This is a genomic window from Streptomyces sp. NBC_01116, assembly GCF_041435495.1.
Classification (GTDB): domain Bacteria; phylum Actinomycetota; class Actinomycetes; order Streptomycetales; family Streptomycetaceae; genus Streptomyces.
The window spans coordinates 5,835,996-5,861,803 of sequence record NZ_CP108644.1; the positions used below are offsets into that span (position 1 = coordinate 5,835,996).

Here is a 25,808-nt window from a genome sequence, read left to right on the forward strand (position 1 = left end):
CCCCCGGGAGCGGGTCAACTCTGAACCGCAGGGTCCCGGGGTGGGGAGGCGACGATGCCGACAGCGCGGCAGGCACTGCTGGACGCCGCGTTCCGGGCCCTGGGCGACGCTCCCTGGCGCACGGTGCGCATGGTCGACGTCGCGACCCTGGCCGGCGTCTCGCGGCAGACCCTCTACAACGAGTTCGGCACCAAGGGCGGACTGGCCGCGGCGCTGCTGCGACGGGCCGCCGACGGCTATCTCGCCGGAGTGGACCGCGCCCTGACCGCCCCGGCTCCCGACCGTCCGGCCGCCGTCGCGCTCTGGACCGTACGCGCGGCCCGCGAGGACGCGCTGGTCAGGGCGCTGCTCACGGGGGACTGGGCGGAGGGGCTGCCCCGCCCCGACCACCGGCCGGGCCCCCGGGGGAGGCCGGGCGGGAGGCCGCCGCCGACCCCCGAGGATCTGCTCGCGCTGGTACGGGACCGGATGGCGGCCGTGTCGCCCGGGGCCGCGGCCGGGAGCTGCGAGATCGCGCTACGCCTCGCGCTGTCCTGTGTGGTGGTCCCGGTCCCGGGCGACGACGCCGCGGACAGCCGCGCGCTCCGCCTCGTCCGGGAGGCGTCACGGCCGGCGGTTCAGAAGGGGGCGGGTCTCAGTGGGCCGAGCCGGACAGCTGGAGGCCGATCACGCCGATGACCACCAGCGAGATCGACACCAGCTTCAGCGTGGAGACCACGTCACCGAGGAAGATCATGCCGTAGATCGCCGTCCCGGCCGCCCCGATCCCGGTCCACACCGCGTACGCGGGACCGACGTCGAGCTTCTTCAGCGCCAGGGTCAGCAGACCGAAGCTGCCGAGCGCGAACGCGGCGAACGCGACCGTCGGCCAGAGCCGGGTGAATCCGTGCGAGAGCTTCAGACACACGGCGAAGCCGGTCTCCAGCAGTCCTGCGACCACGACCAGCAGCCACGCCATCGTCAGTTGCCTCCCGCATAGGTGACCGGTCATCGGTTCGGGAACGTACCCGGGGGACGGCACGACGTACCGCCCACTCGGTGCGATTATGCCTTTACCAGTCGTTGAAGCTCGCAAACATGCCCGCGCCGCACCGGCCGATTCCGGCCGGGGCGCCGTCAGTCGCCCTCGCGCCGCTCCCGGGTCGCGAGCAGCCGGTGCAGGGAGTCCAGTCGCGCCGGGTCGGCGTGTCCGTCCGCCACCCAGGCGCCCAGCGCGCACTCCGGCTGGTTCTCGTCGTGGGTGCAGCCGCGCGGGCAGTTCTCGGTGCCCGGCTCCAGGTCCGGGAAGGCGTGGATGACCCGCGACGGGTCGACGTGGTGCAGCCCGAAGGAGCGCACGCCCGGGGTGTCGACCACCCAGCCCCGGTCGCCGGGCAGCGGCAGCGCGAGGGCCGATGTGGTGGTGTGCCGCCCCCGGCCGGTCACCGCGTTGACGATGCCGGTGGTCCGTCGCCGCTCCGGAGGTACCAAGGCGTTGACCAGCGTCGTCTTGCCGACCCCGGAGTGTCCGACGAAGGCGGTGACGCGGTCGTTCAGGAACTCCCGGACCCGGTCGGCGGCGTCCCCGCTCTCCAGCTCCTCGCGGCTGGTCACGATGTACGGCACGCCGAGCGGGGTGTACGCCTCCAGCAGCTTGTCCGGGGACGCGAGGTCGGACTTGGTCAGCACCAGGAGCGGGGTCAGCCCGCCGTCGTACGCCGCCACCAGACAGCGGTCGATCATGCGCGGGCGGGGCTCCGGGTCGGCCAGCGCGGTGACGATCGCCAGCTGGTCCGCGTTGGCGACGACCACGCGCTCGTACGGGTCGTCGTCGTCCGCCGTGCGGCGCAGCACCGTGCGGCGCGGGGCGATGCGCACGATCCGGGCCAGGGTGTCCTTCTCGCCGGAGAGGTCGCCGACGATGGAGACGGTGTCGCCCACCACGGCGGCCTTGCGGCCCAGTTCGCGGGCCTTCATCGCCACCACGGTCCGGCCCTCGACGAGGCAGGTGAGCCGGCCCCGGTCGACGGTGAGGACCATGCCGTCCTCGGCGTCCTCGTGCTTGGGCCGGATGTGCGTGCGCGGCCGGTTGCCCTTGCGGTTGGGGCGGACGCGGATGTCGTCCTCGTCGGGGTTCTTCCCGTAACGGCGCATCGTCTAGGCCCCGAGCATTCCGGTCCACATGTCCGGGAAGTCCGGCAGCGTCTTCGCGGTCGTGCCCACGTTCTCGATCTCCACGCCCTTCACCGCCAGGCCGATGACCGCCCCGGCGGTGGCCATGCGGTGGTCGTCGTACGTGTGGAAGACGCCGCCGCGCAGCGGGCGCGGGCGGATGTGCAGCCCGTCGGCCGTCTCGGTGACGTCGCCGCCCAGCTCGTTGATCTCCTTGGTCAGCGCGGCCAGCCGGTCCGTCTCGTGCAGCCGCAGATGGGCGACGCCGCTCAGCGTGGAGGGGGAGTCGGCCAGCGCCGCTACCGCCGCGATGCCCGGGGTCAGCTCGCCGACCTCGCCGAGGTCCACGTCGATGCCGTGGATGCGGCCCGTACCGGTGAAGGTCAGCCCGTGCTCGGTCAGCTCGCAGCCGCCGCCCATCGCGGTGAAGATCTCGCGCAGCGCGTCACCCGGCTGGGTGGTCCGCTCGGGCCAGTCGGGGATCGTGACCCGGCCGCCGGTCACCAGGGCCGCGGCCAGGAACGGCTGGGCGTTCGACAGGTCCGGCTCGATCGTCAGGTCCCGGCCGAGCAGGGCGGAGGGGGCAACCCGCCACACATTCGGCTCGCCGCCCGTCTCCGGCTCGTCCACCTGCGCGCCGACGGCCCGCAGCATGTCGACGGTCATCCGGATGTGCGGCATCGAGGGGAGCGTGGACCCGGTGTGCCGGACCTCCAGGCCCTGGTTGAAGCGCGGTCCCGACAGCAGCAGCGCCGAGACGAACTGCGAGGAGGACGAGGCGTCGATCGCCACCGGCCCGCCCTCCAGCGCCCCGCCGCCGTGCACGGTCAGCGGCAGCGCCCCGCGCCCGTCGTCGTCGATCCGTGCGCCGAGCGCCCGCAGCCCCTCGATCACACCGGTCAGCGGGCGCTCGTAGGAGCGGGGGTCGCCGTCGAAGCGGACCGGGCCGTCGGAGAGCGTGGCGACGGGCGGCAGGAAGCGCATGACCGTGCCGGCGTTGCCGACGTCGACCGCGGCCGGGCCGTGCAGCCTCGCCGGGATGACCCGCCAGGCCTCGCCCGAGCCGGCCGGGGAGGCCGCGGCGGACGGGCCGGCGGCGGACGAGGAGGAGACGGTCTCCTCGATCCCGACGCCCATGGCGCGCAGCGCGTCGGCCATGAGCAGGGTGTCGCGGGAGCGCAGCGGGCGGCGCAGCCAGCCCGGCTCGGCGGCCAGCGAGGCCAGCACGAGCGCGCGGTTGGTGACCGATTTGGATCCGGGCACGGTGACGGTCGCGTCGACGGCGCCGCTCGCGTTGGGGGCGGGCCAGAGGGCGGGGTGCACGGAACTCTCGGTCATGACCATCACTTTAGTGGTTCTACGCCGACCCGGATCCTGGCCAAAAGGGCGGAAACCATCCCGTAACCAGAGAGTGGTACGGACCGCGGCGGTCCCACCGCCTCACCAGCCCAGCAGCCACCGCCCGCCGCCGATCAGCGAGCACAGCGACACCGCGTGGAAGAGGAACAGCCACAGCACCGCCGGGGCGTGGGTCAGCCGGGCCAACTGGTCCGCGTCGGAGTCCGGGGCGCCGCCGTGGTGCCGCTTGGACTGGAGCTCGAACGGCGGCCGCACCCCGCCCAGCAGCAGGAACCACACCACCGCGTACGCGAACGCCGACTGGACGTCCGACGAGGCCAGCCAGGACACCAGCAGGAAGGCGGTGCCGGTCAGGATGACGGTGAGGGCCCCGTACACATTGCGGATCATCACCAGCATCACCGCGAGCAGGGCCGTCGCCACCCACAGCAGGAGGGTGATCCTGCCGTTGGTCAGCAGCCAGGCGCCGCCCAGGCCCAGCAGGGAGGGGGCCGTGTAGCCCGCCGCCGCCGTGAGGATCATGCCGATCCCGGTCGGCCTGCCGCGGCTCACGGTCAGGCCGCTGGTGTCCGAGTGCAGCCGGATGCCGGAGAGCTGCCGCCCGGTGAGCAGCGCCACCAGGCCGTGGCCGCCCTCGTGCGCGATGGTGATGGTGTTGCGCGCGAGCCGCCATATCGGGTTGGGCACGACGGCGACGAGTGCCAGGGTGGCCGTCACCACCACCAGCCACTGCTCGGGAGCGGACTGGGTTCCGGTGACGCGATCCCACAGATCGCCCAGTTCGGTGCTGTTCATGGGCCGGGCGACTCCTTGCGGTCGGGGTGGGCGGTCGTGGCAGTCTGGCACTTATGTGCGGACGGTTTGCAGCGAGTCGGAAGCCCGAGGACCTGACCGGGCTCTTCGGCGTCGAGAAGTGGGAGCCCACCGAGGCCCTGGAGCCGGACTGGAACGTGGCGCCGACCAAGGAGGTCTACGCCGTTCTGGAGCGTCCTGTTAAGGACGCCGACGACCAGCGTCCGGTTCGCCAGCTGCGTGCCCTGAAATGGGGGCTCGTACCGTCCTGGGCGAAGACCCCCGAGGGCGCCGCCCGGATGATCAACGCCCGCGCGGAGACCGTCCACGAGAAGCCCTCCTTCCGCCGCGCCTTCGCCCAGCGCCGCTGCATCCTGCCCGCCGACGGCTACTACGAGTGGGTCACCGGCTCGGAGGAACGGCAGCTGGAGGAGAAGAAGGGCAAGAAGCGGGCCCGCAAGCAGCCCTACTTCGTGACCCCCGCCGACGGGTCGGTCTTCGCGATGGCCGGACTGTACGAGTTCTGGCGCGACGCGACCCTGCCCGGCGACCACGAGAACGCCTGGTGGGTGACGTGCTCGGTGATCACCACCGAGGCGGAGACCACACCGCTGGCCGTCGCCCCGGCCGAGGGGCCCGGCGCGCTCGCCGACATCCACCCCCGGATGCCGCTGATGCTCACCCCCGACCGCTGGGACACCTGGCTGGACCCCACCCACACGGGCGTCGACGAGCTGCGCGCGCTGCTGGAGCCGCCGCCCGGCGGGCTGATGCGCGCCTACCCGGTCGCCACCACCGTCAGCAACGTCCGCAACAACGGGCCGGAACTGCTGGAGGAGCTGGCCGCGCCCGAGGAGTCCACGCTGTTCTGAGCGGCGCGCGGGAGCTGTTCCGAGCGGCGCACGGGATGCGGGAGGGCGCGCGGGAGAGGATGGCGCGGTGAGCCGTCAACCACGTACACAGAACGTCACCACCGACGCCGGTGAGGCCCGGATCACCTGGGTCCCCGCGCCCGCGCCCCGCCTCGTCCTGGCCGTGAGCCACGGGGCGGGCGGCGGCATCGAGGCCCGCGACCTGAAGGCCCTGGCCGCGGCCCTGCCCGGACACGGGGTCACCGTCGCCCTGGTGGAGCAGCCCTGGCGGGTGGCGGGCCGGAAGGTCGCGCCCGCCCCGAAGACCCTGGACACCGGCTGGCGCGGTCTGTGGCCCGCCCTGGCCGCTCCCGGGGTTCCCGTCGTCTCCGGGGGCCGCAGCGCCGGGGCCCGGGTCGCCTGCCGTACGGCCTCGGAGCTGGGCGCGGCCGCCGTCCTCGCGCTCAGCTTCCCGCTGCACCCGCCGGGCAGGCCGGAGAAGTCCCGCGCCGACGAACTGCTCGGGGCGGGCGTGCCCACGCTGGTGGTGCAGGGCGGCAACGATCCGTTCGGCCGGCCCGACGAGTTCCCGCCCGGCCCGTACGAACTGGCCGAAGTGCCCCACGGCGACCACGGGTTCGCGGTGCCGAAGAGGTCCGGGGCGACCGAGGAGCAGTCGATGCGCGTCCTCACCGACGCGGTGGCCGGGTGGATCGCGTCACTCGGCCGGGCGGACCGGCCCGGGTGACCCGGGCCTCACGCACGTGGCACAGGCCCCGGGAATGCTCCGCCCGGGGGCGCTGTTGTTCGGGACGTCGGTAGAGACACGTGGTACCCCGAACAACGTGGAGAGGGAGTCCGTCGCATGGGTTCGACCATCTGCCCCAGCCGCTCGAACGCCGCTGATCTGGAGTGGACCGTGCTGCCCGCGGCGAGGACCAGCCACGAGCGGCCGCCGGGCCGCGCTGATCGACAGCCCGTCTCGAAGCAAGGTCGACTATTCTCCGATGCGAGCGGGTCCGGTTTCGGCTCCGCCACATCGTTGGAGGAGGTGGGTCCGGTCACTGGGACCGACACAGGGACCGACGACGGCCGTGCACCGGAGACGTCCGCCGAGCGCAACGCGCGCTTCGAGCGGGACGCCCTCGGCTTTCTCGACCAGATGTACTCGGCCGCGCTGCGCATGACGCGTAACCCGGCCGATGCCGAGGACCTGGTCCAGGAGACCTACGCCAAGGCGTACGGCTCCTTCCACCAGTTCCGTGAGGGGACGAACCTCAAGGCGTGGATGTACCGCATCCTGACCAACACCTTCATCAACTCGTACCGCAAGAAGCAGCGGGAGCCCCAGCGCAGCGCCGCCGAGGAGATCGAGGACTGGCAGCTGGCGCGGGCCGAGTCGCACATGTCGACCGGTCTGCGTTCGGCGGAGTCCCAGGCGCTCGACCATCTCCCGGACTCCGACGTGAAGTCGGCGCTCCAGGCGATTCCCGAGGAGTTCCGCATCGCCGTGTATCTCGCCGATGTAGAGGGCTTTGCCTACAAGGAGATCGCGGACATCATGGGGACTCCCATCGGTACGGTGATGTCCCGGCTGCACCGCGGCCGCCGCCAGCTGCGCGGCATGCTGGAGGACTACGCCCGTGAGCGCGGGCTCGTCGCGGCCGGCGCCGGTGACTCGGACGATCGGAAGGGCTCGGCCTCATGAGCTGCGGAGAGCCGCACGAGACGGATTGCTCGGAGGTCCTCGACCATCTCTACGAGTTTCTCGACCGGGAGATGCCCGAGGGCGACTGCACGAAGTTCGAGGTGCACTTCGAGGAGTGCTCCCCGTGCCTGGAGAAGTACGGTCTCGAACAGGCCGTGAAGAAGCTGGTCAAGCGCTGCTGCGGGCAGGACGACGTCCCGACCGACCTGCGCTCCAAGGTGATGGGCCGGATCGACCTGATCCGGGCCGGCGAGGCCGTGCCCGAGCAGGACCTGACCGTGCAGGACACCGACCGGTCGGCGTCCGCCGCCGAGTAGCCACCCGCAGATGCTCCGTCGGATCCCCGAGGTCCGGTGGGACGGCCGCTGTGCCCCGATCGCCCGGGCACGGCGGCCCACGCATGTCCGGGGCCGCGCCGGAGCGGCCCGGCCCCGGCTCCGGGCGGGGCCACCGGCCACCGGTGGCCGGGGCGCTGGGACACGTCCTCGCACGGGCGGTCTGACCCCGGCCGGAGCTGGGTAACCCATGGGTAATGAGCGGGCGTCCGGCCGGGCATGGTTGGATGCGAAAGCAGAGCGGATGACGAGGGTGTCCAGTCGGGACAGGCGGGAATCGTGAGGATCTTCGGGAAGGTACGGCATCGGCCGTCCGCCTCTTGGCGGCAGGCCACGGACCGCGCGTTCACGCTGATCGGCGACGGCCGGTACGAGGACGCGGGAGCGCTGCTGACGCGCGCGGCGGATCTGGAGCCCTGGCTCTCGGAGTCCTGGTTCAATCTGGCGCTGCTGCACAAGTTCCGGCACGACTGGGAGCAGGCGAGGGCGGCGGGCCTGCGGGCCGTCGCGCTGCTCGACCGGGAGTCGGGCGCCCCGGACTGGTGGAACGTCGGGATCGCGGCCACCGCGCTCCAGGACTGGCCGCTGGCGCGGCGGGCCTGGCAGGCGTACGGACTGAAGGTCCCCGGCGGCGGCCAGCACAGCGCGGCCACCACCGAGCCGACCGGTATGGAGCTCGGCAGCGCCGCCGTGCGGCTCTCGCCGGAGGGCGAGGCCGAGGTGGTCTGGGGCCGCCGGCTCGACCCGGCCCGGATCGAGGTGCTCTCGATCCCGCTGCCGTCCTCCGGACGGCGCTGGGGCGAGGTCGTGCTGCACGACGGGGTGCCCAACGGCGAGCGGGTCACCGCGGCCGGGCCCTCGTATCCGGTGTTCGACGAGATCGAGCTGTGGGCTCCGTCACCCGTGCCGACCTGGGTGGTGCTGCTGGAGGCGGCGACCGAGGAGGACCGGGACGCCCTGGAGAAGCTGGCCTCGGACGCCGGGTTCGCCGCCGAGGACTGGTCCTCCTCCGTACGGCTGCTCTGCCGGGCGTGCTCGGAGAGCCGGATGGAGAGCGACGAGGGCGACGGGGAGCACCTGGACCCGCACGATCACAGCGAGCCGGGCCACCCCGGGCCGCTGGGCCACCGCACCGCGGGCGCCGGAGACCTGTGGGTCCCGGAGCGCGAGTGCGGCCTCGCGGCCCCCGCCGGACTGGTGCGCGGGCTGCTGGACGGCTGGGTCGCGGACAGCCCGGACAGCCGCGAGTGGCGGGATCTCGAAGAAGTCTGCTGACCGGTGGCCGTAGGCTGTACGCGCACCGTTCACGGTGCAGTCCCACTCGCGGTTCCCGGGCACTGACGGGACGGGACACGGCGGGGTCACCGAGTTCAGGTTTGCAGGAAGGCGTACGGCGGACATGTCGCAGCAGGAGACGGACGGGCGGATCGGCGTGGACGACGAGGGGTTCCTCGTCGACACGGAGGACTGCGAGGAGCGCGAGGCGGCCTACCGCGAGCGCGGAACCTCCCGTCCGATCACGGTCGTGGGCAACCCGGTGCTGCACAAGGAGTGCAAGGACGTCACCGCCTTCGACGACGAGCTGGCGCGGCTGATCGACGACATGTTCGCCAGCCAGAAGACGGCCGAGGGCGTCGGCCTGGCCGCCAACCAGATCGGCGTGGACCTGAAGGTCTTCGTCTACGACTGCCCCGACGACGACGGGGTCCGCCACACCGGCGTCATCTGCAACCCGGTCCTGGAGGAGCTGGCCCCCGAGGCGCGGGTGCTGGACGACTCCAACGAGGGCTGCCTCTCGGTCCCGACCGCGTACGCCTCGCTCGCCCGCCCCGACTACGCGGTGGTGCGCGGGCAGGACGCGCAGGGCAATCCGGTCAAGGTGCGGGGCAGTGGCTACTTCGCCCGGTGCCTCCAGCACGAGACGGACCACCTGTACGGCTACCTGTACATCGACCGGCTCTCCAAGCGGGAGCGCAAGGACGCGCTGCGGCAGATGGACGAGGGCACTCCGCGCTACGAGGTCGTCCCGAACGCCTGAGGCCGGACGCCCCCGCAGGGGCCCGGCACCGGTTCGCCGGTGCCGGGCCCCTGCCGTCTCCGCTCCGCCCCTGGCAGCCAACTGCAGTTTCCCCAGAGGTAGTTGACGCGCGTAGCCGACTGGGCCAGGCTCGCCTGCACATCGACCGTGACGTTCAGAGGGAGACCCCTGTGCTGAGACGTACCGCACGCGTTCTGCTCGGACTTGTCATGACCATTACGTTCGCGCTGGGCGGTGCGGTGCTGACCGCCGGCACCGCGCAGGCCGACGGCTGCTACACCTGGACCCGCACCCTGAAGGCCGGCGCCACCGGCAACGATGTCACCCAGCTCCAGATCCGGGTGGCCGGCTACCCGGGCTACAACACGGTGCTCGCCATCGACGGCTCCTACGGCCCCGCCACCACCGCCGCCGTCAAGCGGTTCCAGGCGGCCTACGGCCTCGCGGCCGACGGGGTCGCCGGCCCCGCCACCCAGTCCAAGCTCTACGCGCTCCAGGACAACGACTGCACCCCGGCCCACTTCACCTACCCCGAGCTGAACACGTGCAACAGCACCTGGGCCGGCGGGAAGGTCGCCGCCGGCACGGCCAAGGCCAACGCGCTGAGCAGCATGTGGAAGCTGGAGGCGCTGCGCCACGCGCTGGGCGACCAGTCCATCCGCGTCACCAGCGGATTCCGCTCCGCCTCCTGCAACGCGGCCGTGGGCGGCGCCTCCAACAGCCGTCACATGTACGGTGACGCGGTCGACCTCGGCGCCTCCCCGCACTCGCTCTGCACGCTCGCCAAGCAGGCCCGCTACCACGGCTTCCGCGGAATCCTCGGCCCCGGCTACGTCGGCCACAACGACCACGTGCACGTCAACCAGGGCCCCAGCCGCTTCTGGTCGGCGCCCAGCTGCGGCATCTGACCCGCAGCGGATCACGGGCAGCCGGTGACCGTGCCCGGCGGCGCTCAGGCGACATCGGGCACGGCGGTGGCCGACGGGCCCCGGAAGGTGCGGCGGTAGGCGTTCGGCGTGGTGCCCAGTGACCGCACGAACTGGTGTCGCAGGGTCGCCGCCGTGCCGAAGCCCGTCCGCCCGGCGATCGTGTCGACCGTCAGGTCGGAGGTCTCCAGCAGGTGCTGGGCCAGCAGCACCCGCTGCCGCAGCAGCCAGCGGTACGGCGTGGTCCCGGTCTCCTGCTGGAACCGCCGGGCGAAGGTGCGCGGCGACATGTGCGCCAGCGCCGCCAGCTGCTCCACGCTCATCTCCTGGTCGAGGTGCCGCTCCATCCACGCCAGGGTCGAGCCGACCGTGTCGCAGGCGTTCCGGGGCAGCGGGCGGCTGATGTACTGTGCCTGCCCGCCGTCCCGGTGCGGCGGCACCACCATCCGCCGGGCGAGGGTGTTGGCCGCCTCCTGGCCGTACTCCTGCCGGATCAGGTGCAGACACGCGTCGATCCCGGCGGCCGTGCCCGCCGAGCTGATCACCGCGCCCTCGTCCACGTACAGCACGTCCGGCTCGACGATCGCCTTCGGGAAGCGCCGCGACAGCTCCGCCGCGTGCCGCCAGTGCGTGGTGCAGCGGCGGCCGTCCAGCAGCCCGGCCGCGCCCAGGACGTAAGCCCCCGAACAGACGCTCAGCACGCGTGAGCCGCGCGCGACGGCCCGGCGCAGGGCGTCGAGGACCTCCTCGGGATACTCCCGTTCCATGAAGTGGCTGCCCGCCGGCACGGCGATGAGGTCGGCCTCCTCCAGCCGCTCCAGGCCGTGCGGCGTGGAGATGGTGAAGCCCGCGTGGGTGTTCAGGACGGGGCCCTCGGCGGAGACCACCGCGAAATCGTGCACCGGCAGGCCCTCGTCACTGCGGTCCAGTCCGAACACCTCGCACAGGACGCCGAGTTCGAAGGGGTGGACCTCGTCGAGGAGGAGGGCGGCGACATTGGTCAGCATGGGGCGAGTGTGGCAGTTATTTGATGCCCCATGGCAGTCCTGCCACTGATGATTTTCGTTCCGGCGGTCCAGAGTAGAGACATGAACACATTCCTGAACTACCTGGTCGTAGCGGCACTTTTCGCCCTCGTCCTCGCGCCCGTGGCCCTCGGCGTCGCCCGCGAACGCCGCATCGACCGCCAGCTGCGGGAGGCGGAACGCGGGAGGCGGGCGTCCGGACCCCCGGAAACGGAAAGCGCCGCGCGACGGGTCGCGGCCGCGCGGCGTCCTCACCTCGGAAGGTGGGCCAGGGTCTGAGGAACCCGGGCCGGGGTCGGGGAGACCCGAACCCGGGCCGGGGTCGGGGAGACCCCCTCAGGTCTAGAAGTCGTCGTCGAACCCGACCGAGCCCTCCACGGCCACCTGGTAGGCGGACGGGCGGCGCTCGAAGAAGTTCGTCAGCTCCTGGACGCCCTGGAGCTCCATGAAGGAGAACGGGTTCTCCGAGCCGTACACCGTCGGGAAGCCGAGGCGGGCGAGCCGCTGGTCGGCGACGCACTCCAGGTACTGGCGCATCGACTCGGTGTTCATGCCCGGCAGGCCCTCGCCGCACAGGTCGCGGCCGAACTGCAGCTCCGCCTCGACCGCTTCCTTCAGCATGTCGGTGACCTGCTGCTGGAGCGCGTCGTCGAAGAGTTCCGGCTCCTCCTTGCGGACGGTGTCCACGACCTCGAACGCGAAGTTCATGTGCATCGTCTCGTCACGGAACACCCAGTTGGTGCCCGTGGCGAGGCCGTGCAGCAGACCGCGCGAGCGGAACCAGTACACGTACGCGAAGGCGCCGTAGAAGAACAGCCCCTCGATGCAGGCCGCGAAGCAGATCAGGTTCAGCAGGAAGCGGCGGCGGTCGGCCTTCGTCTCCAGCCGGTCGATCTTCTCGACCGAGTCCATCCACTTGAAGCAGAACTGCGCCTTCTCGCGGATCGAGGGGATCTCCTCGACCGCGTCGAACGCGGCGGCCCGGTCGTCCGGGTCGGGCAGATAGGTGTCCAGCAGCGTCAGATAGAACTGGACGTGCACGGCCTCCTCGAAGAGCTGCCGCGACAGGTACAGCCGCGCCTCGGGGGAGTTGATGTGCTTGTACAGCGTCAGCACGAGGTTGTTGGAGACGATCGAGTCACCGGTCGCGAAGAACGCCACCAGCCGGCCGATCATGTGCTGCTCACCCGGCGACAGCTTGGCGAGGTCGGAGACGTCCGAGTGGAGGTCGACCTCCTCCACGGTCCAGGTGTTCTTGATCGCGTCCCGGTAGCGCTCGTAGAAGTCCGGGTAGCGCATGGGACGCAGGGTCAGTTCGAAGCCCGGGTCGAGCAGGTTCTTGGTCTCGTTGGTGCTCATTACTGGCAGGCCTCGCAGGACTCGGGGTTTTCCAGGGAGCAGGCGATGGCGTCCGCGTCGGGAGCCGAGGCCTGCTGTACGGGAATGGGGGCGGCGGCCGACGCCTGGCCGGACGCGGCGCGGGCGATCCGGGTCGCCGGGCGCGAACGCAGGTAGTACGTCGTCTTCAGCCCCTGCTTCCAGGCGTACGCGTACATCGAGGAGAGCTTGCCGATCGTCGGCGTCTCCAGGAACAGGTTGAGCGACTGGCTCTGGTCGAGGAACGGCGTACGGGCCGACGCCATGTCGATCAGGCCGCGCTGCGGGATCTCCCACGCCGTGCGGTACAGCGCCCGCACGTCCTCGGGGATCCAGGCGAAGCCCTGCACGGAGCCGCTCGCCTCGCGCAGCGCCTCACGGGTGCGGGCGTCCCACACGCCGAGCTTCTTCAGCTCGTCCACCAGATAGGCGTTGACCTGGAGGAACTCACCGCTGAGCGTCTCGCGCTTGAACAGGTTGGAGACCTGCGGCTCGATGCACTCGTACACGCCCGCGATCGAGGCGATCGTCGCCGTCGGGGCGATGGCCAGCAGCAGCGAGTTGCGCATGCCGGTCTTCGCGACCCGGGCGCGCAGGGCGTCCCAGCGCTCCGGCCAGTTCAGCTCGGTGGCGTAGTGGTCGGGGTGCAGCACACCGCGCGCGGACCGCGTCTCGGACCAGGCAGGCAGCGGGCCCGAGCGTTCCGCGAGGTCGCAGGACGCCTCGTACGCGGCGAGCATGATCCGCTCGGAGATCTTCGTGGAGAGCGCGCGGGCCTGCGGCGAGTCGAAGGGCAGGCGCAGCTGGAAGAAGACGTCCTGGAGGCCCATCGCGCCCAGGCCGACCGGCCGCCAGCGGGAGTTGGAGCGCCCGGCCTGCTCGGTCGGGTAGAAGTTGATGTCGACGACCCGGTCCAGGAACGTCACGGCGGTGCGCACGGTGGCGTCCAGGCGCTCCCAGTCGATCGAGCCGTCCGCCACGAACGCGCCCAGGTTGACCGAGCCCAGGTTGCAGACGGCCGTCTCGCCGTCGTCCGTGACTTCGAGGATCTCCGTGCACAGGTTGGAGGAGTGCACGACCCGGCCCGGCTCGGCGGTCTGGTTCGCGGTCCGGTTGGAGGCGTCCTTGAACGTCATCCAGCCCTGGCCGGTCTGCGCGAGGGTCCGCATCATCCGGCCGTACAGCTCACGCGCCGGAATCGTCCTGCGCGCCAGGCCCTTGGCCTCGGCCGCCCGGTAGGCCGCGTCGAACGCGTCGCCCCACAGGTCGACCAGCTCGGGCACGTCGGAGGGGGAGAACAGCGACCACTCGGTGTCCGCGTCGACCCGGCGCATGAACTCGTCCGGGATCCAGTGCGCCAGGTTGAGGTTGTGCGTACGCCGCTGGTCCTCACCGGTGTTGTCGCGGAGCTCCAGGAACTCCTCGATGTCCGCGTGCCAGGTCTCCAGGTAGACCGCCGCCGCGCCCTTGCGCCGGCCGCCCTGGTTCACCGCCGCCACGGAGGCGTCCAGCGTCTTGAGGAAGGGCACGATGCCGTTGGAATGCCCGTTGGTGCCCCGGATCAGCGAACCCCGGGCGCGGATGCGGGAGTACGACAGACCGATGCCGCCCGCGTGCTTGGAGAGCCGCGCCACCTGGTGGTAGCGGTCGTAGATCGAGTCCAGCTCGTCCTTCGGCGAGTCCAGCAGATAGCAGGAGGACATCTGCGGGTGCCGGGTGCCGGAGTTGAAGAGGGTGGGGGAGGAGGGGAGGTAGTCCAGCCGGCTCATCAGCCCGTACAGCGCGGCGACCTCGTCCAGCGCCCGCACCGACTCGTCCTCGGCGAGGCCCGCGGCCACGCGCAGCATGAAGTGCTGCGGGGTCTCGATGACCTGCCGGGTGATCGGGTGCCGCAGGAGGTAGCGGCTGTGCAGCGTCCGCAGACCGAAGTAGCCGAAGCGGTCGTCGGCGCCGTCGGCCAGCGCCCGCTCGACCAGCTCGTCCAGCGCCTTGGCGTGCAGTTCCACGAAGGCGGCGGTGCGGTCGGCGATCAGGCCCTCGCGGTGGCCCACGGCGACCGAGGCGGAGAAGTGCGTCGCGCCCTGGCCCGCGGCCTCGTCGGCGATGGTCCGGGTCAGCAGCCGGGCGGCGAGTCTGGAGTACGCCGGGTCCTCGGAGATCAGCCCCGCGGCGGCCTCGGTGGCCAGCGAGCGCAGCTCGGCCTCGTCGGAGCGGGCGTTGCGTCCGCGCAGCGCGGCGGCGGCGACCCGTCCGGGGTCGGTGTCGGGAAGATCGACGGTGAGGTCGGTCAGGGTCCGCAGCAAAGCGGTCCCGGGGCCGTCGTTCGTGCCTGCTCCGGACGTGGTGGAGGCAGCGGATTCGGTGGCTGAAACCGGATCGGCGGGCGCGATGGTCACTGGGCTTTCCCTCGCTCGGCAGGGGCCGGCGGAAGGCGGGGAGCCGGGCAGCGCGAGACCCGGGGCAGGGCAGCACAGCGACGGCGTCCACCGGCCTATCCGCGAGGCCCGGACGTCTGGCGTCCGGTTCGGTCGAGCCGGACGCGCTGTCGACAGGTCTTCGGACTTGCGGGTGTGCAAAAGCACACCGATCACACCGTTGCGGGACAGTTCCGGATTCGCACCGGATTCCCCTGCGGCGACAGCGAGGTCGAGCATACATGTGGGGGCCGCCGGATGAAGCGGCCCCCACATGTTGTGTCGCGACGATTCAACATGCCCCTCAGGAGGGCGCTCCCAGCTCCAGCCGGAAGGTCATGAGCCGTAGTCCCGGCACCGGTTCCCAGTCCCGTTCGGGGGTCCGCGCGAAGCCGAGCCGACGGTAGATCCTATGGGCTCCGAGCATGGCCGGCTGCGTCGACAGGGCCAGCGCCCGCACGCCCTCGGTGGACCGGGCGCGCTCGACGCACGCCCGCACCAGGGCCTCTCCCACACCCCGTCCGCGCCCCTCGCGGGCTACCGCCAGCATCCGGAACTCGGCCTCGTCCGGTCCCGCGATGTCGCGCCACGGCATGCCGGGTGCGGCATACGTCACACCGCCGAGCACCGCCCCGTGCGCGTCGAGCGCGACGAGGACCTCGGCCTCGGCGGCCCGTTGTTCCACCGCCCGCAGCTTGAGCAGATACGGGTCCTGCGGGCCGTCCAGCAGACCGTCGCAGAGATACGCCTCGGCGACGATCTCGCCGAGGACGGCGTACTCGTCGGGCTCCGCCGCCCTGATCGTCAGATCCATCAGCCACTCGCTCCCATGTCGCCACTCGCTCCCGTGTCAGCTACTCGTTCCCGTGCCGGCCACTCGTTCCCGTGCGTCAGCCACTCGCACCCACGTCGTTGTCCGGGGCGCCGTCGCCCACCGGCGGCAGGTCGCCGCGCTCGACCGGCGGCTGCCCGGGGGCGTCGTCGGCCGGCGGCAGCACCTGGTCCAGCTCGTGGCCGTCGGCGCGGTGGGCGGCCCGCGCCGCTGCCCGCAGTGTCGCCCGGTCCACCTCTTCGGGCGCCCCGCTCACGGTGACCACCAGTCCGTCCTGTTCCCAGGCGTACGCGTGGTCCGACTCCGCGGCCCTGTACCACTGTTCGCCGTCCCGCTCACAGGTCAGCAGGGGCTCCTGGCCGCCCGCGGGCGCGGGGTCCTTCGTACAGTCGGCTCCGGCGTGCGCCCGGCGCTCCACCCGCAGGTGGAGCTGCCCGCCGTCGGGCGTGGTGTAGACGCTGCCGAACCCGTCGTCGCCGACCACCCCGACCGACTGGGCGGCCAGGGCGTACCCCGGTACGTCGGTCACCCACACGTGCTCCGTGACGGTCTGCACGGCCAGCGCCCGCGCTTCCAGCTCCGCCCGGTCGGGCGCCGGGTCCGCCGATCCGCTCCGCGCCGCCTCCGCGTCGGGCGCCACCTCGGTGCCGCAGCCCGTCGCCGCCGCCAGGGTCAGCGTCAGCGCCAGGGCCGTGAGTACGGGGCGGAGCCGGGCCCGCCGGGGATGCGATGTCATGGGCACATCCTTTCGTACGGTGAGGGCTCCGCGCACCGGGAAAACGAGCGGCTTCCGGGCTCGTCGGGGGGCGCGAAAAGAGGCCGCCGCGCCCCTGGCGGGGTGCGGCGGCCCCGATCGGCCGGTGGCGGCGCTCAGCAGCAGCGGAAGCCCTCGCGGGGATCCGCCTCGCGGGCGTCCATGCGGCCGCGTTCGAAGGCGCGACGGGTCATCACCGGCGTGTCCGGATCGTGGGTCCTCGCGTGCGCCACGTAGCGGTCGTACGTGGACTCGCCGGTCAGCTCACGGACGTACCAGCGGATCCGTCCGGCCACCCGCCGTACGTCCGCGACCGTCACGTCCGGCTCCCCGTCTCCGCCTCCTCCTTGCGGATGCCGCCCTCGGGGCCGACACCCGCGGCGACCAGTTCGGCCTTCTCCTCCTTGGTCGCGAAGATCGAGGCCGGGGCGACGAGCTTGGACTCGACGTACGGCGTCTCGTGGAGCTTGACGCTCTCCGGGTCGCGGATGGCCCGGTAGCAGACCCGCCCGGCGTCCACGAGCACCACGATGATGAGGAGCGCGAAGAGCGCGCTCAGCACCCCGTCGACGGTGGAGTTGGTGACGACGGTCCGCATGTCGTCCATGCTCTTCGCGGGGGCCAGCACCTCGCCCGCGTCGATGCCCGCCTGGTACTTGTCGCGCTGGGCGAAGAAGCCGACCTTGACGTCGTCGGAGAAGATCTTCTGCCAGCTCGCGGTGAGGGTGACCGCCACGTCCCAGGCGAGCGGGACCGCGGTGACCCACGCCCACTTCAGGCGGCCGGACTTGACGAGCAGGGTGGTGCAGACGGCCAGCGCGACGGCCGCCAGCAGCTGGTTGGCGATGCCGAAGAGCGGGAACAGCTGGTTGATGCCGCCCAGCGGGTCGTGCACGCCGACCCAGAGGAAGTAGCCCCAGCCGCCGACCACGACGGCGCTGGCGAACCAGACGCCCGGCTTCCAGCTGACCTCGCGGAACGGCTTGTAGACGTTGCCCAGCATGTCCTGGAGCATGAAGCGCCCGACCCGGGTTCCGGCGTCCACCGTGGTGAGGATGAAGAGCGCCTCGAACATGATGGCGAAGTGGTACCAGAACGCCTTCATCGCGGTCCCGCCGACCACCGCGGAGAAGATCTCCGCCATGCCGAGCGCGAACGTGGGCGCGCCACCGGTCCGGGAGAGCAGGCTCGCCTCCTCGACGTCCTTGGCGGCCTGGGCCAGGGCGTCCGGCGTGATGGTGAAGCCGAAGTTCGCCACGGCCTGGGAGGCGGACTGGACGCTGTCGCCGATCACGCCGACGGGTGCGTTGATGGCGAAGTAGAGGCCGGGGTCGATGATGCAGGCGGCGATCATCGCCATGATCGCCACGAACGACTCGACCAGCATGGCGCCGTAGCCGATCATCCGGATCTGCGTCTCCTTCTGGACCATCTTCGGCGTGGTGCCGGAGGAGACCAGGGAGTGGAAGCCGGAGAGCGCGCCGCAGGCGATGGTGATGAAGACGAACGGGAACATCGAGCCGGCGAAGACCGGGCCCGAGCCGCTGGAGGCGAAGTCGGTGACCGCGGGCATCTTCAGGGTCGGCAGGGCGACGACCACGCCCAGGGCCAGCAGCCCGATCGTGCCGACCTTCATGAAGGTGGAGAGGTAGTCACGCGGGGCCAGCAGCAGCCACACGGGGAGCACGGAGGCGAAGAACCCGTACACGATCATCCAGATGACCAGCGTGCCCGGCTCCAGCGTGAAGAAGTCCGCCCACGACGACTCGGCGACCCAGCCGCCCGCGACGATCGCGAGGAGCAGCAGCGCGACACCGATGAAGGAGACCTCGCTGACCTTGCCGGGCCGCAGGGTACGCAGATAGACGCCCATGAAGAGGGCGATCGGGATCGTCATGCCGATGGAGAAGACGCCCCACGGCGAGTGCGCGAGCGCGTTCACGATGACCAGCGCGAGGACCGCGAGCAGGATGATCATGATGATGAAGACCGCGACCAGGGCGGCGATCCCGCCGACCGGGCCTATCTCGTCGCGCGCCATCTGGCCGAGCGAACGGCCGTTGCGGCGGGTGGAGAAGAAGAGCGTCACCATGTCCTGGACGGCGCCGGCGAAGATGACGCCGACGACGAGCCAGATCGTGCCGGGCAGATAGCCCATCTGCGCGGCGAGCACCGGGCCGACCAGGGGCCCCGCCCCGGCGATGGCGGCGAAGTGGTGGCCGAACAGGACCCGGCGGTCGGTGGGATGGAAGTCGACACCGTTGTCCAGCCGTTCGGCGGGGGTCGCGCGGTTCTTGTCGGTCTTCAGGACCCTGTTGGCGATGAACCGGGAGTAGAAGCGGTACGCGATGGCGTACGAGCCGAGGGCCGCTGCCAGCATCCAGGCGGCGGAGACCTCCTCACCCCGCGAGAGCGCGAGGGTGGCCCAGCCGATGGCGCCGACGAGGGCGACCAGGCTCCAGATCACGATGGACCTGGGGGAGATGCCCCGTTTCCCCGTCGCCTGCGGTGCCGATGGTGCTGGTGTGGGCGTTTCCGCCATGTGGTGACTCCGTCCCCTCGCTGATCACCGGTGCAATGGGCAGGAAATCTAGGGGACGCGTCCGCCCAGCGTCACCCCCTGTCCGCATTGCGGTCCGGCAACGGTGATGTATCGCAACGGGGCACGGGTGCGGCGCCGATTCGGTTCACCCCGGTCGTGACCGGGGCGGGAAGGGCGACGCCCGGTCGGTCCGGCCGGGCGGGCGGCGGCCCCGAGTCGGGTCGGGTCGGTGGGTACGGGACGGTCCCGGTCCGGTCGGGTCGGTGGGTACGGGACGGTCCCGCGCCCGGTCAGACCCAGCCCCGGCGCGCCGCCTCCGCGCCCGCCTGGAACCTGCTGCGGGCCTGCATCCGGGCCGTCAGTTCCGCGTTCATCCGGCGTACCGTGCGCAGCGACACCCCCAGCCGGCGGGCGACGGTCGCGTCCGTGTGCCCCTTCGCCAGCAGGGACAGCAACTCGTCCTCCTGCGGGGTCAGCCCGTTGCCGTCGCGCCGGGGAGCCGAGCCGAGCGGGGTGGCGGCGGCCCACAGCTGCTCGAACAGGAGCCGGGCCACCGCGACGGCCCCCTTGCTCCGCAACTCCAGCGCGCCCGCCCGGCCGTCGTCGGGGTCCAACGGCACCAGGGCGACCTCCCCGTCGACCACGACCATGACCAGCGGCAGGCTGGGCAGCGTACGGCTCTCCGCGCCGAGCAGGCCCAGCCGGTTCACATAGCGCAGGGTCGACGGATCGTTGCGGAAGCTGTCCTGGTAGATGCTGCGGAGCCGCACCCCCCGCTCCAGCGCCCGCCGGTCCAGCGGCCCGCTCGCCTCCAGCGTGTCCGGGGACTGCGCGCCGCCCGGCAGCAGCGAGAGGCACTCCGTCCTGGCCAGCTCGGCCAGTTCGGTCAGCCGCTCGCGCACCGCGTCGAGCCCCACCAGCCGCTTGATGACGTCGAAGCCCCCGCCCGCCCGCTGCCCCCGCTCCGTGGTCAGGGCCGACATCGCGTCCCGAGCGACCTCCAGCCCCCGCTGCTGCCTGGCCAGTTCGGCCTCCCGGCGGGACAGGAGGAACGGCAGACTGGCGGCCGGGTCCAGCGCGCGGAAGACCGGCGGGCCCTGCTCCGTACCGCGAGGGCCGTCGTCCAGCAGACACAGCTCGGCCAGTTGGTCCAGAGCGCGGCGCACATCGTGCTCGCTCCGCCCCAGCCGCGCCACGATCTCGTCCAGCCGCAGCTCGGGCTCCTCCAGGACGAGCCGGTAGACCAGCTCCGTCCGCGCGTCCAGCCCCAGTACCTCTAACATCTCTGGCTCCCCCGCAGATGTCACGCCGTCCTCGCACGCCAGTACGGGACGCCACTTCAGCACCGGGCGCGAGTGTAGGGCCGACGCGTTGTGAAGGTATAGACCAGGTCCACGGGATGGATGGGCCCCGAGGGACCGCGCATGGCCAAAAAGGCCAAGGCCCGGCGGCGGTCCGGTCGGGCACCGGGCGGCCGTGCCAACGGCCGCAAGATGTCTGGCAGTTACCTGCCACCACCGCATCGCCCCAGGCCGTGGGCCCCGTACGGCCGTCGGCGAGGCTGGCACTCTGCTGCCCCGCAACTCCCGGCCACCCGGAGACCGTGGCTTCCGGGGAGGCGATGACGACAGGATCAGGCCGTCACAAGGCATTCACACACCGCTACTTCCCGAGGAGTTCCGCCATGCGGGCGTTCCCTTTTCCTGCCCTTCGCCTCCCGTCGGCCGTCGCCGTCGCCGCGGGGACGGCGACCGCGGTCGCCGCCTCGGGCCGGGGCGGCTTCTCCTGGGGGTGACCCGGGCCGACGGGACGCCTCCGTGTTCCTGGTGACCGCGCTCCTCGTGCGCACCGAACCCCCGCGCCCCGACCGGTGGACGGCCCGGGACCTGGCCCGGTCGCTGCGCTCCCGCCACGTCCGCGCGGGCCCCCGGAGCGCCGGCCCGCACCCTCCGGGCCCGGTCCACGTGTACGTCGCCGAGAGCCCGGACGGCTCGGTCCGCGCCGCGCTCTACATGGAGAGCCCCGACCCCGTCCACGCCGAACTGGCCGCGCTGGACTACCTCCTGGCCACCCTGAACGCCGCCCGGCCCGCCTCGCTCGACTGGCGTCCCGCGGCGCTGGGAGGTGTCTCGGGCCGCCCGGACCGGCACCGACCCCCCGAACCGAAAGGACCGGACCCGCCATGCCACGGGAGCGCCCCACCGTGTCAGTGATCATCCCCAACCACAACTACGAGAAGACCCTGCGGGCCTGCCTGGAGTCCGTCTACGCCCAGACCCTGCGGCCGTACGACGTGGTCGTCGTGGACGACGCCAGCACCGACGGCTCGCGCGACATCGCCCGGGAGTTCCCCTGCGTCCTCGTCGCCCGCCCGGACAACGGAGGGGTCTCCGCCGCCCGCAACCTCGGCGTCGCCGCCTCCGCCGGGCAGGTGCTGTTCTTCCTCGACTCCGACATCGCGCTGGCCCCCGACGCGATTCGGAACGCTGTCGACCTGCTCATGGACGACCCCGAGACCGGCTGCGTCCACGGTGTCCTGGACCCCGAACCGCTCTTCGACGACGGCCCGGTGGAGGTCTACCACTGCCTGCACGCGCACTTCTGGCGACACCGCAGCGCCGGAGTCGTCGGCACCGCCTTCTTCGCGCTCGCCGCGATCGAGCGCCGCGTCTTCGAGGCGACCGGGCCCTTCGACGAGAACCTCCGCGACTCCGAGGACGTCGAGTACAGCGACCGCCTCGCCGCCACCCACCGCATCCGCCTCAGCGAGCGGGTGACCGGCCGCCACGACGACGTGGACCGGCTGCTGCCGATGCTCGCCGAGCAGTACCGCCGCTCCCAACTGCTCGTCCCCGTCGCCGCCGTCGAGCGCCGGCGCGGCGGCGGACTGCGCGCCAACCGCACCGGCGGCGTCCTGGCCGCCGGCCTGGTCCCGCTCACCCTCCCGCTCGCGCTGCTCACCCCCTGGCTGCTCGCCGTGCCGCTGGCCTGCGCCCTGGCCTTCGCGCTGGCGGACGTCGGACTGTCGCGCTTCGTGGTCCGGCGCAAGGGGCGGCTCTTCCTGCTCCGCTTCACCGCGCTGCACTTCGCGGTGCACCTGGCGCTCGTCCTCGGCGCGGTGGCCGGCGGGCTGCGCTGGCTGGTCGACCCCCGCTTCGGCCCCTCCGTCCGGGGCCGCCGCGACCGGCCCGCCCCGGTGGCCGCTCCGTGAGCGCCGGCGTGGACCAGGCGCGCGGGGCCGCCGCGGCCGGGCCGCCCGAAGCCGCCGCCCGTCCCTCCCGACGCGCCCGGCTGCTGCGCGCGGCCGCCGCCCTCGTGCTCCTCGCGGCGACCGCCTTCGCCGTGGGCGGATCGCTGCGCGGGGCCGGTACGGAGCTGGCCGAGGCCGCCGGGCGGCCCGGGGGAGTGCTCCTGCTGATCGCCGCCCTCCTCGCCAACGCGGCCGGGCTCGTCCTGTCCATGCTGTCCTGGCGGGTCCTCGTCGTGGACGGCGGCTCCACGGCCCGCACCAGCGACACCGCCCGGATCTTCTTCATCGGCGTCATCAGCAAATTCGTCCCCGGCCGCATCTGGGGCGTCCTCGCCCACATCCAGCTCGGCAAGGCCGTCGGCATCGCCCCCGAGCGGATGATCGCCGCCTTCGGCCTCGGCCTCGTCATCGGGATGACCACCGGCGCCGCCGCCGGACTCCTCGTCGCACCGGCCGTGTTCGGCGCGGGCGCCTGGGTCTTCGCCCCGCTCGTCCTGCTCGCCGCCGCCGCCGTGGCCCGGCCCGGCTGGGTGGGCCGCCTCGTCGCGTGGACGATGCGGCTGGCCCGCCGCCCCGCCGGGGCCGCCGACAGCTCGCCCCGCGCCCTGCGGCTCTCCATCGGCTGGGCCTGCGCCTCCTGGGCCGTCTCCGGACTCCACCTGTGGGCGATCGTCGTCCTCCTGGGCGCCCCGCCGCTGCTCTCCCTGCCGGTCTGCGTCGGCGGTTTCGCCCTGGCCACCGTCGCCGGAAGCCTCGCCTTCGTCCTGCCCGACGGCTGGGGCGCCCGCGAACTCGTCCTCCTCGCGCCCCTCGGCGCGGTCATGCCGCTGTCCGCCGCCACCGCGGCCGTCATCGCCAGCCGGCTCGTCTGCGTGCTCAGCGAAGTGGCCGCCACCGGCGGCGCACTCGCCTGGGCCCGCGTCGCCGGACCCCTGCCCACCCCCCGAACCGCGCTCCAGGAAGGAGCCGCATGACCTCCGCCGCCACCCCCCTGCTCACCGTGGACGACTGCGAACAACTGTCGACGAGCCAGGTGCACGAGCTGTACCGGTCCCACGTCAACAAGAGCCAGGTCTCCCTGATGACCTCCTTCGGCTTCGGCCGCGAACTCGTCGACCACGCCGAGGGATCCTGGATCCACACCCGCGACGGCCGCCGCATCCTCGACTTCACCGGCGGCGTCGGCGTCCTCAACCACGGCCACAACCACCCGCGGATCCTCGCCGCCCGCCGCCGCTTCCAGGAACAGCGCCGGATGGAGGTCCACAAGACCTACTTCTCGCCCTACATCGCCGCCCTCGGCCACAACCTCGCCCAGCTCCTCCCCGACGACCTGAACCTCTCGTTCTTCCCCAACTCGGGGGCCGAGGCCGTCGAGGGCGCGGTGAAACTCGCGTACAAGTACCACGGCGGCCGCCGGCAGCAGATCCTGCACGCCGACATCAGCTTCCACGGCAAGCTGCTCGGCTCCGGCAGCCTCACCGGCAGCGCCCAGAACACCTTCGCCTTCCCCGGCATCCCCGGCGTCTCCGCCTTCCGCTACGGCGACCTCGACTCCGTACGGGAAGCGGTCGCCGGAGCCCGGGACGCCAAGGGCCGCTGCGACGTCTACGCGATCCTCATCGAGCCCTTCTCCGCCTCCACCATGACCGAGTGCTCCGAGGAATTCCTGCGCGGCCTGCGGGAGTTGTGCACCCGGGAGAAGATCGTGCTGATCTTCGACGAGATCTACACCGGCTGGGGCAAGACCGGCAGCCTCTTCCACTTCATGCGCTACCCCGGGCTCGTCCCGGACGTGGTGACCACCTCGAAGTCCTTCGGCGGCGGCAAGTCCTCGATCTCCGCCTTCGTCGCCCGCGAACCCGTCTTCCGCAAGGCCTACGACAGCCTCGGCGACGCCATGCTCCAGTCCACCAGCACCACCTACTACGGCTTCGGCGAGGAGACCGCCACCGCGCTGGAAGCCGTCAACATCGCCGTCGAGGACGACTATCCGGCCCGCGCCCGCGCCATCGAACGCGTCCTCGCCCCGGGCCTGGAGCGGCTGCGCAAGCAGTACCCCGACATCATCGCGGACGTCCGCGGAGCCGGAGCGCTGTACGGGATCTTCCTCGACGGCGGCCCCCGCCTCCTCGACCTCGCCGCGAAGATCGCGCCCGGCGGACTGGCCCGCGACCCGCTGCTGCGCACCAAGGTCATCACCTGCGCGGTCGTCAGCGCGATGTACCACGACCACGACGTGTACATGTACTACACGCTCAACGGCCGCAGCCCGCTGGTGGCCGCGCCCTCCCTGGTCGCCGGACCCGACGAGGTGGAGATCTTCCTCGACGCCTTCGACAAGACCCTGGCCAAGGGCATGAACCGGCTCCTCACCGCCTTCCTCAAGGACAAGGCGGTGTCGCGATGGGCGGCCTGACCATCGCCGTGACCGGAGCCGCCGGCATGCTCGGCTCCCACCTGGTCGCCCGGCTCGCCGCAGACGGCCACGACGTCGTCGGCGTCGACCTGCGCGACGACCCCCACCCGCCCGCCGGCGCCCGGCACATCGTCGCCGACATCCGCGACGCGGCGGCGCTCGCCCGCGCCTTCGACGGGGCCCACGCGCTGGTGCACTGCGCCGCGGCGCTGCCCAGCTACCCCGTCGACCAGATCCGCTCCATCACCGTCGACGGCACCCGCACCGTCCTGACCGCCGCGCACCGGGCCCGGGTCGACCGGGTCGTGCACATCTCCTCCACCGCCGTCTACGGGCTGCCCAAGCGGGTCCCCACCCCGGAGGAGCACCCCCGCGAGCCCGTCGACCCGTACAGCAGGGCGAAGGCCGAGGCGGAGGAGGTCTGCGAGGAGTTCCGGGCGCGCGGGATGTGCCTGCCGGTGCTGCGCCCCAAGACGTTCCTCGGGCCCGGCCGGATGGGCCTGTTCTCGATGCTCTTCGAATGGGCCGAGGAGCGCCGCAACTTCCCGGTCCTCGGCCGGGGCGACGTCCGCATCCAGATGTTCGGCATGGCCGACCTGGTCGACGCCGTGGTGCTCGCCCTCCACGCACCGCCCGAGATCGCCGACGACGTCTACAACCTGGGCGCCGCCGAGTTCGGCACCCTGCGCGAGGACTTCCAGGCCGTGCTGGACGCGGCCGGACACGGCAAACGCGTGGTCCCGCTGCCGGCAGCACCGGCACTCGCGGTCCTGCGCCTGCTGGAGCGCACCAAGCTCTCCCCGGTCTACGGGCGGCTGCTCTTCAAGCTCCTCGACGACAGCTACGTGGACATCGGCCGGGCCACCGAACGGCTCGGCTTCCGTCCCGCGCTCTCCAACCAGGACGCCATCCTCGGCACGTACGCGTGGTGGCGCACCCAGCGGGGGGCCGGCACACCCGCTCCCGGAGCCGGCCGGACCAGCCGGGACCCGTGGCGCCAAGGGGCGCTCGGCCTGGCCAAGGTCTTCTTCTGAT

26 protein-coding genes and 1 riboswitch are annotated in these 25,808 nt (G+C 72.2%); of the genes, 14 read left to right on the forward strand and 12 right to left on the reverse strand.

Features of this window, described 5'->3' with window-relative positions; all coding sequences use genetic code 11:
* Positions 1-54 precede the first annotated feature (54 nt).
* Positions 55-678, forward strand: a complete 624-nt coding sequence (locus tag OG245_RS25815) for a TetR/AcrR family transcriptional regulator (protein ID WP_371625823.1) — start codon at positions 55-57, stop codon at positions 676-678.
* Here the strand turns inward: OG245_RS25815 and OG245_RS25820 are convergent.
* The 4 genes from OG245_RS25820 to OG245_RS25835 form a co-directional block, all read right to left on the reverse strand.
* Entirely contained in the window at positions 635-958 is a 324-nt protein-coding gene (locus tag OG245_RS25820; protein WP_371627987.1) for a multidrug efflux SMR transporter, read from the reverse strand. The genes OG245_RS25815 and OG245_RS25820 overlap by 44 nt on opposite strands.
* A gap of 158 nt (positions 959-1,116) precedes the next feature.
* The gene (gene rsgA / locus OG245_RS25825) at positions 1,117-2,133 is read right to left on the reverse strand and encodes a ribosome small subunit-dependent GTPase A (RefSeq protein ID WP_371625824.1); all 1,017 of its coding nucleotides are present in this window, start codon (positions 2,131-2,133) and stop codon (positions 1,117-1,119) included.
* A gap of 3 nt (positions 2,134-2,136) precedes the next feature.
* Positions 2,137-3,489: a 3-phosphoshikimate 1-carboxyvinyltransferase gene (aroA, locus tag OG245_RS25830; protein WP_371625825.1), complete on the reverse strand. Its 1,353-nt coding sequence runs from the start codon at positions 3,487-3,489 to the stop codon at positions 2,137-2,139.
* 102 nt (positions 3,490-3,591) lie between these two features.
* Positions 3,592-4,305, reverse strand: a complete 714-nt coding sequence (locus OG245_RS25835; protein ID WP_371625826.1) for a M50 family metallopeptidase — start codon at positions 4,303-4,305, stop codon at positions 3,592-3,594.
* Between the two features lie 53 nt (positions 4,306-4,358).
* Between OG245_RS25835 and OG245_RS25840 the strand changes: the two genes are divergently transcribed.
* The 7 genes from OG245_RS25840 to OG245_RS25870 all read left to right on the forward strand — a co-directional run bounded on the left by OG245_RS25840 (position 4,359) and on the right by OG245_RS25870 (position 10,142).
* Positions 4,359-5,174, forward strand: a complete 816-nt coding sequence (locus tag OG245_RS25840) for an SOS response-associated peptidase (protein ID WP_371625827.1) — start codon at positions 4,359-4,361, stop codon at positions 5,172-5,174.
* Positions 5,175-5,241: 67 nt separating this feature from the next.
* Positions 5,242-5,901, forward strand: coding sequence for an alpha/beta family hydrolase (locus OG245_RS25845; protein WP_371625828.1), 660 nt, complete (start codon positions 5,242-5,244; stop codon positions 5,899-5,901).
* Between the two features lie 303 nt (positions 5,902-6,204).
* Entirely contained in the window at positions 6,205-6,861 is a 657-nt protein-coding gene (locus OG245_RS25850) for a sigma-70 family RNA polymerase sigma factor (RefSeq protein ID WP_007458152.1), read from the forward strand.
* Positions 6,858-7,178: a mycothiol system anti-sigma-R factor gene (gene rsrA / locus OG245_RS25855; protein WP_018959150.1), complete on the forward strand. Its 321-nt coding sequence runs from the start codon at positions 6,858-6,860 to the stop codon at positions 7,176-7,178. Before OG245_RS25850 ends, rsrA begins: the two co-directional genes overlap by 4 nt.
* Positions 7,179-7,475: 297 nt before the next feature.
* Complete coding sequence (locus OG245_RS25860; RefSeq protein ID WP_371625829.1) at positions 7,476-8,471, forward strand: tetratricopeptide repeat protein; 996 nt, start codon at positions 7,476-7,478, stop codon at positions 8,469-8,471.
* Between the two features lie 124 nt (positions 8,472-8,595).
* Complete coding sequence (gene def / locus OG245_RS25865; protein ID WP_018959148.1) at positions 8,596-9,234, forward strand: peptide deformylase; 639 nt, start codon at positions 8,596-8,598, stop codon at positions 9,232-9,234.
* Positions 9,235-9,404: 170 nt separating this feature from the next.
* Positions 9,405-10,142 (forward strand): D-Ala-D-Ala carboxypeptidase family metallohydrolase, encoded by a 738-nt coding sequence (locus OG245_RS25870; RefSeq protein ID WP_371625830.1) that lies wholly within the window; start codon positions 9,405-9,407, stop codon positions 10,140-10,142.
* 44 nt (positions 10,143-10,186) lie between these two features.
* Here OG245_RS25870 and OG245_RS25875 read toward each other — a convergent pair whose 3' ends face one another.
* Entirely contained in the window at positions 10,187-11,167 is a 981-nt protein-coding gene (locus OG245_RS25875; protein WP_371625831.1) for a GlxA family transcriptional regulator, read from the reverse strand.
* Positions 11,168-11,248: 81 nt separating this feature from the next.
* Here OG245_RS25875 and OG245_RS25880 point away from each other — a divergent pair, with 81 nt between their 5' ends.
* Positions 11,249-11,464 (forward strand): hypothetical protein, encoded by a 216-nt coding sequence (locus tag OG245_RS25880; protein ID WP_371625832.1) that lies wholly within the window; start codon positions 11,249-11,251, stop codon positions 11,462-11,464.
* Between the two features lie 63 nt (positions 11,465-11,527).
* On the opposite strand, the gene OG245_RS25885 is transcribed toward OG245_RS25880, so the two are convergent.
* From OG245_RS25885 to OG245_RS25915, 7 genes are all read right to left on the reverse strand, one after another.
* Positions 11,528-12,544 (reverse strand): ribonucleotide-diphosphate reductase subunit beta, encoded by a 1,017-nt coding sequence (locus OG245_RS25885; RefSeq protein WP_371625833.1) that lies wholly within the window; start codon positions 12,542-12,544, stop codon positions 11,528-11,530.
* Positions 12,544-14,958: a ribonucleoside-diphosphate reductase subunit alpha gene (locus OG245_RS25890; protein ID WP_371625834.1), complete on the reverse strand. Its 2,415-nt coding sequence runs from the start codon at positions 14,956-14,958 to the stop codon at positions 12,544-12,546. Before OG245_RS25890 ends, OG245_RS25885 begins: the two co-directional genes overlap by 1 nt.
* 133 nt (positions 14,959-15,091) lie before the next feature.
* Positions 15,092-15,228: riboswitch (cobalamin riboswitch) on the reverse strand.
* A gap of 52 nt (positions 15,229-15,280) precedes the next feature.
* The gene (locus OG245_RS25895; protein WP_371625835.1) at positions 15,281-15,790 is read right to left on the reverse strand and encodes a GNAT family N-acetyltransferase; all 510 of its coding nucleotides are present in this window, start codon (positions 15,788-15,790) and stop codon (positions 15,281-15,283) included.
* 76 nt (positions 15,791-15,866) lie between these two features.
* A complete protein-coding gene (locus tag OG245_RS25900; RefSeq protein WP_371625836.1) occupies positions 15,867-16,544 on the reverse strand; it encodes a hypothetical protein in 678 nt (225 codons plus the stop codon).
* Between the two features lie 134 nt (positions 16,545-16,678).
* Entirely contained in the window at positions 16,679-16,882 is a 204-nt protein-coding gene (locus tag OG245_RS25905; RefSeq protein WP_371625837.1) for a YbdD/YjiX family protein, read from the reverse strand.
* Complete coding sequence (locus tag OG245_RS25910) at positions 16,879-19,104, reverse strand: carbon starvation CstA family protein (protein ID WP_371625838.1); 2,226 nt, start codon at positions 19,102-19,104, stop codon at positions 16,879-16,881. The genes OG245_RS25905 and OG245_RS25910 overlap by 4 nt, the downstream gene beginning before the upstream one ends.
* A gap of 290 nt (positions 19,105-19,394) precedes the next feature.
* Positions 19,395-20,387, reverse strand: a complete 993-nt coding sequence (locus OG245_RS25915; RefSeq protein WP_371625839.1) for a LuxR C-terminal-related transcriptional regulator — start codon at positions 20,385-20,387, stop codon at positions 19,395-19,397.
* A gap of 534 nt (positions 20,388-20,921) precedes the next feature.
* Here OG245_RS25915 and OG245_RS25920 point away from each other — a divergent pair.
* Genes OG245_RS25920 through OG245_RS25940 form a run of 5 tightly spaced genes read left to right on the forward strand, consistent with a single transcriptional unit; the run spans position 20,922 to position 25,807 of the window.
* Complete coding sequence (locus OG245_RS25920; protein ID WP_371625840.1) at positions 20,922-21,317, forward strand: hypothetical protein; 396 nt, start codon at positions 20,922-20,924, stop codon at positions 21,315-21,317.
* A complete protein-coding gene (locus tag OG245_RS25925) occupies positions 21,314-22,315 on the forward strand; it encodes a glycosyltransferase (RefSeq protein ID WP_371627988.1) in 1,002 nt (333 codons plus the stop codon). The genes OG245_RS25920 and OG245_RS25925 overlap by 4 nt, the downstream gene beginning before the upstream one ends.
* Positions 22,312-23,328, forward strand: a complete 1,017-nt coding sequence (locus OG245_RS25930) for a lysylphosphatidylglycerol synthase domain-containing protein (protein WP_371625841.1) — start codon at positions 22,312-22,314, stop codon at positions 23,326-23,328. Before OG245_RS25925 ends, OG245_RS25930 begins: the two co-directional genes overlap by 4 nt.
* Positions 23,325-24,773, forward strand: coding sequence for an aspartate aminotransferase family protein (locus OG245_RS25935; RefSeq protein ID WP_371625842.1), 1,449 nt, complete (start codon positions 23,325-23,327; stop codon positions 24,771-24,773). Before OG245_RS25930 ends, OG245_RS25935 begins: the two co-directional genes overlap by 4 nt.
* Positions 24,761-25,807 carry an NAD-dependent epimerase/dehydratase family protein gene (locus OG245_RS25940; protein WP_371625843.1) on the forward strand — a complete coding sequence of 349 codons (1,047 nt, stop codon included), beginning with the start codon at positions 24,761-24,763 and terminating at the stop codon, positions 25,805-25,807. Before OG245_RS25935 ends, OG245_RS25940 begins: the two co-directional genes overlap by 13 nt.
* Position 25,808: the final 1 nt, after the last annotated feature.

Coding starts and splice junctions, on each gene's coding strand:
- OG245_RS25815 (WP_371625823.1), top strand. CDS start 55: ATGCCGACAGCGCGGCAGGCACTGCTGGACGCCGCGTTCCGGGCCCTG.
- OG245_RS25820 (WP_371627987.1), bottom strand. CDS start 958: ATGGCGTGGCTGCTGGTCGTGGTCGCAGGACTGCTGGAGACCGGCTTC.
- rsgA (WP_371625824.1), bottom strand. CDS start 2,133: ATGCGCCGTTACGGGAAGAACCCCGACGAGGACGACATCCGCGTCCGC.
- aroA (WP_371625825.1), bottom strand. CDS start 3,489: ATGACCGAGAGTTCCGTGCACCCCGCCCTCTGGCCCGCCCCCAACGCG.
- OG245_RS25835 (WP_371625826.1), bottom strand. CDS start 4,305: ATGAACAGCACCGAACTGGGCGATCTGTGGGATCGCGTCACCGGAACC.
- OG245_RS25840 (WP_371625827.1), top strand. CDS start 4,359: ATGTGCGGACGGTTTGCAGCGAGTCGGAAGCCCGAGGACCTGACCGGG.
- rsrA (WP_018959150.1), top strand. CDS start 6,858: ATGAGCTGCGGAGAGCCGCACGAGACGGATTGCTCGGAGGTCCTCGAC.
- def (WP_018959148.1), top strand. CDS start 8,596: ATGTCGCAGCAGGAGACGGACGGGCGGATCGGCGTGGACGACGAGGGG.
- OG245_RS25875 (WP_371625831.1), bottom strand. CDS start 11,167: ATGCTGACCAATGTCGCCGCCCTCCTCCTCGACGAGGTCCACCCCTTC.
- OG245_RS25880 (WP_371625832.1), top strand. CDS start 11,249: ATGAACACATTCCTGAACTACCTGGTCGTAGCGGCACTTTTCGCCCTC.
- OG245_RS25885 (WP_371625833.1), bottom strand. CDS start 12,544: ATGAGCACCAACGAGACCAAGAACCTGCTCGACCCGGGCTTCGAACTG.
- OG245_RS25895 (WP_371625835.1), bottom strand. CDS start 15,790: ATGGATCTGACGATCAGGGCGGCGGAGCCCGACGAGTACGCCGTCCTC.
- OG245_RS25900 (WP_371625836.1), bottom strand. CDS start 16,544: ATGACATCGCATCCCCGGCGGGCCCGGCTCCGCCCCGTACTCACGGCC.
- OG245_RS25910 (WP_371625838.1), bottom strand. CDS start 19,104: ATGGCGGAAACGCCCACACCAGCACCATCGGCACCGCAGGCGACGGGG.
- OG245_RS25915 (WP_371625839.1), bottom strand. CDS start 20,387: ATGTTAGAGGTACTGGGGCTGGACGCGCGGACGGAGCTGGTCTACCGG.
- OG245_RS25935 (WP_371625842.1), top strand. CDS start 23,325: ATGACCTCCGCCGCCACCCCCCTGCTCACCGTGGACGACTGCGAACAA.
- OG245_RS25940 (WP_371625843.1), top strand. CDS start 24,761: ATGGGCGGCCTGACCATCGCCGTGACCGGAGCCGCCGGCATGCTCGGC.